Origin of the sequence: Halomonas campaniensis (genome assembly GCF_002211105.1) — a bacterium.
GTDB lineage: Bacteria > Pseudomonadota > Gammaproteobacteria > Pseudomonadales > Halomonadaceae > Vreelandella > Vreelandella campaniensis_A.
In genome coordinates, this window is record NZ_JPUA01000049.1 from 29,863 (window position 1) to 41,619 (window position 11,757).

An 11,757-nucleotide genomic window follows, 5' to 3' on the forward strand; every position below is an offset into this window, starting at 1 on the left:
AGCAGTGAGCTCGCCGATGAGCTGCTGGCGGGGATGCCCGAACCGCTCGCCAGATTAGACGGCAACAGTGAAGCGCCGCTGCAGTGGTTGCGCCAGCAATTAATGGATCGTCTCTGCGTGTTGAGCGATGAGCCAAGCTTTTTTGATCAAACCGGTATTGTCGCCCTGGTGGGGCCCACGGGGGTGGGCAAAACCACTACCACTGCCAAGCTTGCCGCCCGTTTTGTGATGCGTCACGGTACCCGCCCGGTGGCGCTGGTCACCACTGACAGCTTCCGGATTGGTGCCCACGAGCAGCTACGCATCTACGCGCGCCTGTTAGACACCCCGATGTACGCGCTGGATGCAGAGCAACCCATCGACGATTTGCTGGGCCGCCTGCAGGGTAAGCAGTGGGTAATTATCGATACCGTGGGTATGAGTCAGCGTGACCAGCGAGTGATCGAACAGATTGCCCACCTCCAGGGCGGACGTTCGCGGGTGCGTTTGGTGCTGCTGCTTAATGCCGCCAGCCAGCCGGAAACCCTTGAGGAAGTTGTGCTGCGCTATCGTCAAGCCGCGCGAGCGGCGGGCGCAGAGTTAGATGACTGCATTATTACCAAGCAGGACGAGGCGGGGCGTCTGGCACCAGTGTTAGACATTATTATGCGCCACGGGATGCGCGTGCTGTTTGGTTCCAATGGTCAGCAGGTGCCCGAAGATATGGCGGTTGCCGCCCCTGGCGCGCTAGTGGATCAAGCACTGAGTACGGCAACACCACAGCGTGAGGGGGCACAACGTGCGGATGCCCCAATGGGAATGCCGCGCTGGTCGCGGGATGTGCTGGGACAGGGGCGTCGTTTGTCATCGTTACTGGCGAGATTGCGCCAACGCGTCACAGGGTTTGCGGCATTAGAAGAGATCTGGGACTTAGCCTCGCTACCTAGCCGTGTGCAGGAAGCGCGCCTGGACGCGCTGCTCGCCGGTTACCCAGCGGCGGATACCACCTTAGGCATGGCATGGTCTCCGCGGCGTAATGAGCGCGGCTGCGATTGGGCAATGCCCGACATTGGGCTGGACACAAACGGTGCCTGGTTAGCGCTACCCTGGCTGCAGCATCGCCATCCTGCAGGGTGGCAGCCGCGCATGGCCGCGTTGTCTTCATCAAGCGGTGTAGCGGTGCACTTGCTACCGCGTTTTCCCGAATCGGATGCGCTAGCGTGGCTAGAAGCCGAGCATTTGACCTGGGTCAGCCAAGTACCCCCCAGTCATCGGGTACTCTTTCACCACGAGCGCCAGACGATCCGTCAGCTGTTTGATGACAGTGTGCTTACGCACCATGTGGGAGTACGTTTTCGCGGCCAATCGGTGCAACTATGGACCGCCTACGCCGAAGTCGAGGACGCCAGCGGCACTGCGCTGCTCGCCTGGTACGGGGAGGTACGCGATCCGGAAAGCGCCAAAGTGGTGGTGCGCCGCTACTGGCTTACCCCGGCTCGATTAGGGGCCGAGGTGCTTTCACTGCTGTTAACCCAGCTGCAAAGCGAAGGCTTGGCCGCCTTGACCCGGCGCGCGTGGCAGCAGCTAAAAGAGGCGGATAGCGGTGATCTAAATGCGGAAGTTCGCCTGTTAATGGCCAGCGGTGTGGCGTCAGTCGCCGGCCATCTCGATATTGCCGATGATGAGGAGGCGCAGACGCTGCGTGGCGATCTCCTCAATCTACTAGGGGCAAGTCGCCGTCGCCGCGATACCGGCATGCTCGATGCGCTGATCTATGCCTTTATGGCGCGGGATGCGATTCGTCAAATGGGCAGTGTGAGTCGAGAGGGTGTGGCGTGAGCGAACAGGATCAAGCCGCGGGACTGCGCAAGTGGGCAAACTTGCAGCGCCAACAGCAGCAGGCGGAGGGTGCTGTTGACGTGGCGGCAGCAGAGCCAGTCCCCGAGCCTGAGCAGGCCTCACCCTTCTTAACGCCGAAGACCACCGCGGTGGAAGCGCCAACAATGTTGGCGCCGCCCAAACCTAAAATCCCACTTGTGGTGGTTGGGCTGCCCGGTAGTGGTGCCGTGCACGTTAATAAGGTTAAAGCACGCCTCGGTCAGTGGTCAGCGCTAGGTCGCAACTGGGCCGGTAACCCTGATGATTGGGACATTCGAATCGTCATGGCGGAAACCTCCGACCTTGCTCAGCTTCGCGAGCAATACAGCCGTTGGGCGCTATGGATCAGTAGCGATGCCGATACCTTCGCTGTCATGTTCCGTACCTTGCGACAGCTCCATGAACGTGGCGGGCCGCGTCGTTTACTAGCGCTCCATGAGCCGCACTTGCCGCGCCAAGGACTGCTCAATAACTTGCGCGAAGCTGCTGATTACTACTTAAATATGGAGTTACTGGTACTTGCACGATGAGCATACTCTGCCGAGGAGACTAAGCATGCTAAGCTGGCTATTAAGAGTGAGGCTGCCACGGGTCTTAGTACTGATGGCAGGGTGTCTAATCGCAGGATTAACAGGGAGTGCCCAGGCGGCACCCGGTAGCTGGAGCAGCCAGGTACCGGGGCTGATGGTGGCAATGAGTGATCGGGCAAGCAGTAGTAAAACAGCTTCCCCGCCCGCTGTCGGAAGCCTTCAGTCAGGCCAGCTTGGGCGTATACAGTGGCAATTTCAGCATCCACCCGGTGCACTATTAAACGCTTGGCTCTGCCATCCTGAGCAGTGTGTTGCATTAACCGGTATGCGGGGTTCTACCACTGCGCTTGAGGGGCGGGCTGCCGATGCGCCACTGCATTTTCGCTTCGCCTTGCGCCCAGGCCAGCGGCCTGTACGTGTGCAGGGGTTGCAATTGATTGTGAACTATCAGTGAAGGCTGATTAGCCGCGAGGCGAGAATATGTACACAGCACAGGGCAGGATTAAACAGAATGAGCTGTTGACGCAATACATGCCACTGGTGCGACGTCAGGCCTTAACATTACAGGTTCGATTGCCGGCGAGTATTGAGCTCGATGACCTTATTCAGGCCGGGATGGTGGGGCTGCTCGAAGCGCTGGGCCGTTTCGATGCTACCCAGGGCGCGACGTTCGCGACCTTTGCCAGTCAGCGTATTCGCGGCGCCATGATGGATGAGTTACGTACCCGCGACTGGCTGCCCCGCAGCGTGCGCCGTTCAGCGCGCGCGGTGGACAGCGCCGTTCGCCAATTAGAGCAATTGTTAGGGCGCCCCCCGGAAGAGAACGAAATTGCTCAACACCTTGAGATGCCGCTGAGTGAGTATCAGCAGCTTCTCAATGACACTAACAGCGGACAACTGCTGCCGTTTGAAGAGCTAGTGGCCGATGGCGGAGAGCCTGTCAGTAATGAACAGGGCAATTCACCGTTCGAGCAGTTGCTTGACGGTCAGCAGCGGCAAACGCTGATTGACGCAATTGAAGCGCTTCCCGAGCGTGAAAAGCTGCTCATGGCGCTGTACTACCAAGAAGAACTCAACCTCAAGGAAGTAGGCGCTGTGCTGGGCGTGACGGAATCACGTGTTTCACAACTGCACAGCCAAGCCGTGAGTCGTTTACGCGCGCGTTTACACGACTCGGCATAACGCCAACGTTTTTTTACTCACTTGTGACCGGCAAGGAGCCGTGGATGAATCCTTCGACGTTGATAGGCATATTTGCCAGCATACTGCTGTTGGTGAGCGTGCTGTTTTTCACAGCAGAGTCCCCGGAAAGCTTTATCAATTTTCCGGGGCTTGCCATCGTGGTGACAGGAACCCTGGCGGCTACCTTTATTAGCTATCCGCTGAAAGAGGTGCTCCGGGTTGTACGCTTGGTAGGCTTGGTCTTCCGGCGTGAAAATACCTACATGCGTGATGATATCCGCGAATTGGTCGATATGTCCCGGCTGTGGTTTAAAGGCGATGTACGCGCGGTCGAGCGCGAGTTGGAACACACCCGCAATCCGTTTTTACGTACCGGGATCCAACTGGTCATTGCCAATACCAAAGAGGATGAAATTTTTGACATGCTGCGCTGGCGCATTGCCCGCCTTAAAGCCCGTGAGCATGCCGAGGCACAAATATTCCGTACCATGGCTACCTATGCGCCTGCCTTTGGCATGATCGGCACCCTGGTGGGGCTGGTCAACATGCTGGAGGTCATGGACGCTGGCGACTTGCAGGTCATTGGCCCGCGCATGGCGGTGGCGCTGCTTACGACCTTCTACGGCATTTTACTCGCCAACTTAGTGTTTAAGCCGATTGCGGTGAAGCTAGAGCGCCGCACTGAAGAGCGGCTGATTACCATGAACATGGTACTGGAGGGGATTTCGCTGATTACCAAGCGCCGCCTACCGTCGTTTATTGAAGAAACCCTCAACTCCTTTGTGGCTAATTACCACGATGAGATTCGTGATAACAGCGTCAAACCAAGGCCTGATTCGTCGGTTAGTGCAGCGGCGAAGGGGTAGGCCAGATGCTCGACCGTGATACGCGGCACGCGCTGGAAATGACCCCGTCGCCAGGCGATGGCGATGAAGGTTGGCTAACCAGCTATTTGGATGTGCTGACGCTGCTCATCACGCTTTTTGTGTTGCTGCTTTCCCTGACGCCGCCGGGCGGCGGTGAAGCGGCTGATACTGCTTTCATGCGTTCAGCCAGCGCTGTATCATCACTGCCTCTGGCATCTCTGGCTACCGGCATTCAGCCCCGCCATTCAGGGGTTCAACCTAAGTTTGACGGTCTCGATATCCCTGGTGTCAGCGTTTCCCAAGGGCGCGAAGGGGTCACGCTACGCATTGATACCAGTCTACTATTCCCCAGCGGCCAAGCGGTGTTAACCCCGCAGGGGCGTGGGGTGGTAGAAAGCCTTATCGGTGTTCTGAGCAGTTTTGACGGCCAAATATCGGTAGAGGGCCATACTGACAGCGTGCCTATTTCTACTGTCCGCTTTCCCTCTAATTGGGAGCTTTCATCGGCGCGGGCTATCGCTGTGGTAAGGCATTTAGAGCGCCAAGGGTTCAATATTTCTCGTATGCGGGCCGTCGGCTATGCCGACACCCAACCCATGGAACCGAACGCAACCGCGGCTGGGCGAGCTGCCAACCGTCGCGTAGAGCTGTTGCTAAGGGAGCAGGTCGAGGGTGAATAGATTTTGAGGCCACGTTTGTGTCCATGTACCACCCGCGATTGCAGTCGTTTGGAGCCCTGCTGGTAGTCGATGCCGATTGTCGCCGCATCCAAGCGACTAGCACTAACTTAACCCGCTTAATTGATTTTGAGCGCCCTGAAAATGGGCAGCTTATGCTTGCCTGCGTATTGGGAAAGCGGCTAAGTCAGCGGGTGCGTCGTGAATTGCAGGGGCAGCAACGGCTCCCTGGCCCTTTAGTGTTTATGCGTTCCAAGCACAGCCACGTATGTTTTCAAATCCACGCTTATCGAGCGGGTGAGCAGGTCATTGTCGAGATTGAGCCACTCAACCCCCGTAGTAAGCGTCGTCTGCTGGGTACGGTGAATGAGCGGCTGATGCATTTGGTTGAAGCGACGCATCAGCAAGAACTCCTCGACTGCCTGGTTAACGCTATTCAACAGCTCACCGGCCATGATCGTGTCACCGTGTGCCATTTCGATAGCGATTGGCATGGTTTGATGGTCGCAGAAGCGCTGGGAAAACGGCTACCCTCGCTGTTGGGTCAACGCTTTCCTGCCAGCGACTTCCCTGTTGCCTTACGCAAAAGTTATCAACATTACCCTGTACGGTTAATCGAAGACGTTAATGCTCCCCCTGAAACGCTGATCCCCGCCGTCCCAGGATCAAGCCTTAACGGTAGTTTTTTACGCGCACCTGCCCCAGAGCGGCAGCGCTATTTAAACCGTCTGGGCGTGCGGGGCTCATTCAGTTTAGCCATTCAGGGGGATACCGGCTTATGGGGGCTAGTGTTTTGTCACTCACCTGCGCCGCATTCGGTTGAGCCCCCCGTGCGTGATGCTGTTCGCACCCTCGTACAAATGGCCACCCAGCGCATGCTGCTGCTACGGGCGCGTCAAGAAGCCCGCTACCTGCAGCGGGTTCAGGATAGTCTGGTGCTTAGTGCACGAGCGCGCAGCGAGCCAAAAAGTCCTCAGCAGTTACTCCATGAGCAGGCGGCTATCTGGATGAAGCTGTTTCGCGCCCATGGCGTAGTGCTATGGGTGAATGGGGGCGCTTATCAAGCGGGTGTAACGCCGTCCCCAGAAGCGATGAGTCAGTTTGTACTGCGTTTGGAAAGAGCCCACGTGCATAGCGGCCCTTGGTGTACGCGCGAAATTGCCAAAGAGACGTTAACCGCTTCGCTGGCCATGCCCGAGCAGTGTGGGGCGCTAGCGGTGCCGCTTCCGTTGAGTTCAACCCAGCGTGCCTGGCTTATTTTTTTCCGCCCTGAGCAGGTGGAAACACTCTATTGGGCGATGCAGCCGACTATCAGCCCTAAACCAGACGTGATATTGGCTCCGTCGGTTGCTTGGTCGGAAGAGGTCGTCGGCAAAAGTGAAGCGTGGCTGCGGGTAGAGCGCTTAGCGGCGGTAGACTTGGGTGAAGACCTGACGCTGGCGATTTCGGCCTATGAAATTAGCTCACTGAATATGCACCTGGAACACGAGCGCAAAGCCCTTGCCGAGGCCAACCAGCGCCTTGAGCAATTAGCCCACTTTGATCCGCTCACCAAGGTGTGGAACCGTTACCGCATTGAAGAGGCGATCAATGCCGAGCTGGTAGCTGCCAAGCGTTACGCCGCCGCCTTTGCCCTGCTCTTGTTTGATGTGGATAACTTTAAGCAGATCAACGATGCTCACGGCCATAGCGTGGGGGACGATGTGCTGGTGGCTCTGGCGCGCTTAGTGGAAACCTCGCTGCGGGGTTGCGACCATCTGGGGCGCTGGGGAGGCGAAGAGTTTATTGTGCTGGCGACCCACTCCGAGGTTGACGCCGCCATTGGCCTGGCCGAGCGGCTGCGCTCGCTGGTAGCAGAGCTGCGTATAGAGGGGCTTGATCAAACGATTACGGTGAGTATCGGTGTCGCCGTTTGGCAGCCGGGTGACAGCTGTAAAACCCTTATTTCCCGGGCCGACAATGCCATGTATCGCGCTAAGCATGGTGGGCGCAATCGCGTTGAGGTGGCGCTAGAGCCTGCTACGGCGCTTTAAAACTCGCACCTTAGTGAGCCCCGCTACCTTCACACTGAGTGAGCATCCGGTTAATCGCCGCGTCGGCGCCCTGTAGACTAAACGTCATATACCAGGGGTCACGCTCTTCCTGGTCAAAGCCAAGAAACAGTTGCTCACCCTGGCGCATATCCGCTATCAGGGGCTGCATATCGCTGAGGTAAAAGTGGGCATAAAAGCCGTCATCCCCCCGCTCAGTAATAAACTCCGCCATGGTATCAATCACAGGTTGCTCATCAATGCGCAGCCTGGCGGGGACTAAGTTGACTGCGCGGCTTTCCCCCTGCTGCTGTTCAAGGGTGACGCGCATCTCCAGCCAAGGTAAATCGCAAACGCCCGAAGTGGCATTCAGGCTTAGCGTTGCATCCGAGTAGCTGTGGGTTTCCACGGCGCGGTAGTGGCGCTCATCCCCCAGTGAAAGCGTCATTGACTGCCAATGGTCGTGGTTGACCACGTCGTCGGTATTAAACGAGGCCGCGTTCGCCATGGATGCTGCGACCATCATGGGGACGGCGATGGCTATAGCGACTAACCAAGGCGAGTGGAAATGCAGAGCGCGAGTCGTCGTTATGATCTGAGCCATCTAACCAAAATCCTTGGGCGAATATTCGAAAAAAACAGTCTATAGCGAGTTACTCGATGACAAAAGTGTAAGGCGCTGATTTTTCTATATATGGTAGGAGATTTTGAAAAAAGTGCCGTATGTGGTTGGAAGTCGGGTCTATACTTCACTCCGATGCCACGTATAGTGGGTTTTATTTGAGCCCAATAGTCACCCCGCTGTGAAGGAGTTTCGCGATATGAGCACCGCTGCCAAGGCTATGAAGACCTCTAACGATGTTCCCATGCAGGCCCCCTCGCGGGAGATCTGGGACGCCAAATACCGTCTTAAGGATCGTCATAGCCAACCCGTCGACCAGGACGTCGGTGCTACGTTTGAACGGGTTGCGCGTGCCCTGGCAGCGGTTGAAGGCGATAAAGCGGAAGAGTGGTTGCCCAAATTTCGTTGGGCGCTGGAAAATGGTGCCATCCCTGCCGGTCGTATTCTTTCCAATGCGGGGGCTGAGTCCTATAAGCCTGCGGTGAGCCTGATTAACTGCACCGTCTCCCGCACCATTCGTGACTCCATGCGCGATATTCTCGACTCGGTGGTTGATGCGGGGATGACGCTGAAATCCGGCGCAGGCATCGGCTACGACTTCTCGACGCTGCGCCACAAAGGCGCGTTCGTCTTCGGCGCTGGCGCGGGCACTAACGGCCCACTGGCGTTTATGGATATCTACGACAAAATGTGTTTCACCGTCGCCTCTGCCGGTGGCCGCCGTGGCGCCCAGATGGGCACTTTTGATGTGGGCCACCCGGATGTGCGCGAGTTTATACAGGCTAAGCGCGAGGCGGGGCGCCTACGCCAGTTCAACCTTAGCCTGCTGATCACCGATGAGTTTATGGAAGCGGTCAAGAACAATACCGACTGGCCGCTGGCCTTTCCGCTGCACCCCGGTGAGAAAGAGGACGTTAAAGCGGAAGACCTGATCTACCGAGACTGGCCCGTGGTTGAAGAGGGCTACACGGTAGATGCCGAAGGCCGCGTCGCCTGTCGCATTGTCGAAGTGATCAAGGCGCGTGAGTTGTGGGACACCATTATGTCCTCCACATACGACTACGCCGAGCCCGGCTTTATCCTGATCGACCAGGTTAACCGCATGAACAACAACTGGTTCTGCGAAGATATCCGTGCCACTAATCCCTGCGGTGAACAACCCTTGCCGCCGGAAGGCGCCTGCCTGCTGGGCTCGGTCAATCTGACCAAGTTTGTGATCGATCCCTTTGGTGCCGAGCCGCGCTTCGACTGGGAGCGCTACTGCAAAGTGGTGGCGATCTTTACCCGTATGCTCGACAACGTGGTCGAGATTGCTGGCCTGCCGTTGCCCCAGCAGCAACGTGAAATCGAAGCCAAGCGCCGCCACGGTATGGGCTTTTTGGGCTTGGGTTCAACGCTCACCATGCTCAAAATCCCTTACGGTTCCAAGCAGTCGCTGGTATTCACCGATGAGGTGAGTCGTCATTTAGCCATAGAGGGCTGGAAGCAGGCGCTGGAACTGTCGTTAGAGAAAGGCATGGCGCCGGTGCTTGAGCAGGAGCACACGATTACTCCCAAAATGTTGCGCGAGCGACCTCAGCTGGCCAAAGATGGCTATGAAGTAGGCGATCAGGTGCCGGGACGTATCCTGCACGCCCGTTATAGTCAGTACATGGCTCAAGTGGCCGAGCTTGAGCCGGAGCTGGTGGCCCAGCTTGCCGAGCACGGTGCGCGGTTTACCCATCACAGCTCAATCGCGCCGACCGGTACGATCAGCCTTTCCATGGGTAACAACGCCTCCAACGGTATCGAGCCCTCGTTCTCACACCGCTATTTCCGCAATATTATTCAGTCGGGCAAGAAGACCAAGGAGCAGGTCGAAGTGGTCTCCTTTGAGCTGGCCGCTTACCGTCACTTTATCGCATCTGACGCGGTGGACAGCGACCTGCCGGACTACTTTGTCACCGCCGATGCCATCTCGCCCGAGCAGCACGTTGCCGTTCAGGCTGCCGCCCAGCACTGGGTCGATTCGGCGATCTCGAAAACGGTTAATGTGCCCACCGAGTTCCCCTTTGAACAGTTCCAGGATCTCTACTTGCAGGCCTATGAAAGCCGCTTGAAGGGCTGCACGACCTTCCGCTTTAACCCGGAAGCCTTCCAGGGCGTTCTGGTGCGCGAAGACGATCTTAAAAACACCACCTACGTATTTGAGCTAGAAAATGGTGAAACCCTGGAGCTGGCTGGGGATGAGAAGGTGGTTTACGACGGCGAAGAGCATAATGCGGCCAATCTGTTCGATGGTTTGAAAGAAGGCACCTACGGCAAATGGTGATGCCGCGCTTAGCGCCACCTATTCATTAACGCACACCTTTGCTAAACGGATGCGAAACGGAGAGATATCCCCATGGCTGTTGAAATTACCTCCAAAATTGTCGGTTACCGGATTAAGCAGCAGGAGCCCGCCGTACCGGTTCCTGAGCTTCAGGACGAAAACCCGCTGACGGTGCGGATTCCTTCCCGCCCAGAAGGTACTCTGGAAGCCGTATCAGAAAAAATCTCGTATGTAGGGGCGGAAGGGCGCAAGAAAGTTTATCTGCTGGTGTCCTTTATGCCGGTGGAGGGCGTGATTGGCGGTAAGCGCGTGGTGATCGAGCGTCCGGTGGAGTTTTTCTTCCCATCGGGCCAGCTCTCCAGTGAGCACCAGTGGATCACCGCCACCATGCGCAGTCTGTCACTGGCGGCCCGTGGTGGTTACGTCACCCAGGCGGTGGCAGATCTGCGCAAAGTAGCCTGGGACAAAGGTCTGGTGCGCTGCGGTATGAACCGTTGGAACAAGCCAATGTTCCACGACTCGGAAGTCGCGGCAATCGCCTGGTCGATTCAGCAGATTCTTTATCGCCGCGGTTTTCTGGATCGGGAGGGCAACCAGGTGCCGGTTGAACAGCTGGTTGAGCGCTATGCTCACCGTATGACCCATGGTCATGCTTGGCAACCAGAAGAGGAGGAGGCTACCGATGCTCCCGTTGAGAGGGGGGCGGCGGAGCCTATCGGCGAGAAGGCACAGACCGGAAAAAAGTCTGAAGGCAGTGGCCCAGCCACCGTGGGTAACTGCCCCGAGTGCCGCGGCGAACTCATCATGATGGACGGTTGCCCCACCTGCTACGCCGGCTGTGGCTGGTCTAAGTGTGGCTAGTCATCGTTTTATGCCAACTTCACCGCGTGCCTTGTCAGCACGCGGCTTTTTGTTCACTGTCGCCTAATAAGGGGCGAACGTTATCGGTGAGATAGCAGTCATCAAACTGTCCTTCGGCACATAGCGCTGATAAGTCAGGAATCGTTAAGTGGTGGCGATCACGAAACACCAACCCATCCTCGCTGAGCGCGGTAAAAGTGCGGCTAACGTGAACCGGGCTAAGCCCCAGTACATCGGCCAACTGCTCCTGAGAGAGCGGCAAGCGGAACTGGTTGCTAATATCCGGGTTGGTTTGGCGCAGCCTTAAATACATCTCATAAAGGAAATGCGCCATTTTTTGCCGGGCACTGCGCCTGGCCAAAGTGACCAGTCGTTCGGTCATTAACGCCTGTTGGCGGCTGCCAATAGCAAACATGACCGAGGTGAGCGGGAGCGATTGGCGGAATATTTCCAGCATACGTTTGTGCGGGAAGTGGCAAATCACGCCGTCATCAATCATGCGCACGTTCTCAAGCCGCTGCGAAAAGGCAAACTCGCGCAGGCCGATAATATCTCCCGGCAGGAACACCTCCAAAATCTGACGATCACCGTTTTCCAGATGACGGTAGGAGTAGGCCCAGCCACTTTTTAGCGTGCAGAATTCATTAGCTGGCGCACCCATTTCCCATAGGATGGTGCCCGACTTAATATCGGTTGGGCTCTCCTCTAGTGTTATGAGCAGTTTTTTCTCATCTTCGCTTAGCGAACAGTAGTGACTAAAGTGCTTAATAATGCAGCTGTTTTCCTGACCCACGACATATTCCTCCAGCAGAAGGTTGCAT

General features: G+C 57.0%; 11 protein-coding genes. 9 read left to right on the plus strand and 2 right to left on the minus strand.

The features are described 5' to 3' along the window. From JI62_RS20895 to JI62_RS20925, 7 genes are all read left to right on the plus strand, one after another. The coding region (locus JI62_RS20895) for a flagellar biosynthesis protein FlhF (RefSeq protein ID WP_240513321.1) at positions 1–1,818 on the plus strand (1,818 nt) is incomplete at its 5' end. Further along, the gene (locus JI62_RS20900) at positions 1,815–2,387 is read left to right on the plus strand and encodes a hypothetical protein (RefSeq protein WP_088702025.1); all 573 of its coding nucleotides are present in this window, start codon (positions 1,815–1,817) and stop codon (positions 2,385–2,387) included. The genes JI62_RS20895 and JI62_RS20900, both read left to right, overlap by 4 nt. Positions 2,388–2,412: 25 nt before the next feature. Then, positions 2,413–2,841 (plus strand): flagellar protein FlhE, encoded by a 429-nt coding sequence (locus JI62_RS20905; protein ID WP_088702026.1) that lies wholly within the window; start codon positions 2,413–2,415, stop codon positions 2,839–2,841. A 26-nt stretch (positions 2,842–2,867) separates the two neighbouring features. After that, complete coding sequence (locus JI62_RS20910; protein WP_088702027.1) at positions 2,868–3,569, plus strand: RNA polymerase sigma factor FliA; 702 nt, start codon at positions 2,868–2,870, stop codon at positions 3,567–3,569. 44 nt (positions 3,570–3,613) lie between these two features. After that, positions 3,614–4,435: a motility protein A gene (locus tag JI62_RS20915; protein ID WP_088702028.1), complete on the plus strand. Its 822-nt coding sequence runs from the start codon at positions 3,614–3,616 to the stop codon at positions 4,433–4,435. A 5-nt stretch (positions 4,436–4,440) separates the two neighbouring features. Further along, complete coding sequence (locus JI62_RS20920) at positions 4,441–5,115, plus strand: OmpA/MotB family protein (protein ID WP_088702029.1); 675 nt, start codon at positions 4,441–4,443, stop codon at positions 5,113–5,115. Between the two features lie 23 nt (positions 5,116–5,138). After that, entirely contained in the window at positions 5,139–7,145 is a 2,007-nt protein-coding gene (locus JI62_RS20925; RefSeq protein WP_240513322.1) for a sensor domain-containing diguanylate cyclase, read from the plus strand. Between the two features lie 10 nt (positions 7,146–7,155). On the opposite strand, the gene JI62_RS20930 is transcribed toward JI62_RS20925, so the two are convergent. Next, a complete protein-coding gene (locus tag JI62_RS20930) occupies positions 7,156–7,746 on the minus strand; it encodes a hypothetical protein (RefSeq protein WP_088702031.1) in 591 nt (196 codons plus the stop codon). A gap of 217 nt (positions 7,747–7,963) precedes the next feature. Between JI62_RS20930 and JI62_RS20935 the strand changes: the two genes are divergently transcribed. Further along, on the plus strand, positions 7,964–10,075 hold the full coding sequence (locus tag JI62_RS20935) for an adenosylcobalamin-dependent ribonucleoside-diphosphate reductase (protein ID WP_088702032.1): 2,112 nt from the start codon (positions 7,964–7,966) through the stop codon (positions 10,073–10,075). A gap of 72 nt (positions 10,076–10,147) precedes the next feature. Next, a complete protein-coding gene (locus JI62_RS20940; protein WP_088702033.1) occupies positions 10,148–10,936 on the plus strand; it encodes a ribonucleoside-diphosphate reductase in 789 nt (262 codons plus the stop codon). A 34-nt stretch (positions 10,937–10,970) separates the two neighbouring features. Here the strand turns inward: JI62_RS20940 and JI62_RS20945 are convergent, their stop codons facing one another. Continuing rightward, entirely contained in the window at positions 10,971–11,729 is a 759-nt protein-coding gene (locus JI62_RS20945; protein WP_088702034.1) for a Crp/Fnr family transcriptional regulator, read from the minus strand. Positions 11,730–11,757: the final 28 nt, after the last annotated feature.

Bases quoted from the DNA above. Each gene is read 5' to 3' on its own strand.
- JI62_RS20905 (WP_088702026.1), top strand. From the start codon at position 2,413: ATGCTAAGCTGGCTATTAAGAGTGAGGCTGCCACGGGTCTTAGTACTG.
- JI62_RS20910 (WP_088702027.1), top strand. From the start codon at position 2,868: ATGTACACAGCACAGGGCAGGATTAAACAGAATGAGCTGTTGACGCAA.
- JI62_RS20915 (WP_088702028.1), top strand. From the start codon at position 3,614: ATGAATCCTTCGACGTTGATAGGCATATTTGCCAGCATACTGCTGTTG.
- JI62_RS20920 (WP_088702029.1), top strand. From the start codon at position 4,441: ATGCTCGACCGTGATACGCGGCACGCGCTGGAAATGACCCCGTCGCCA.
- JI62_RS20925 (WP_240513322.1), top strand. From the start codon at position 5,139: ATGTACCACCCGCGATTGCAGTCGTTTGGAGCCCTGCTGGTAGTCGAT.
- JI62_RS20930 (WP_088702031.1), bottom strand. From the start codon at position 7,746: ATGGCTCAGATCATAACGACGACTCGCGCTCTGCATTTCCACTCGCCT.
- JI62_RS20935 (WP_088702032.1), top strand. From the start codon at position 7,964: ATGAGCACCGCTGCCAAGGCTATGAAGACCTCTAACGATGTTCCCATG.
- JI62_RS20940 (WP_088702033.1), top strand. From the start codon at position 10,148: ATGGCTGTTGAAATTACCTCCAAAATTGTCGGTTACCGGATTAAGCAG.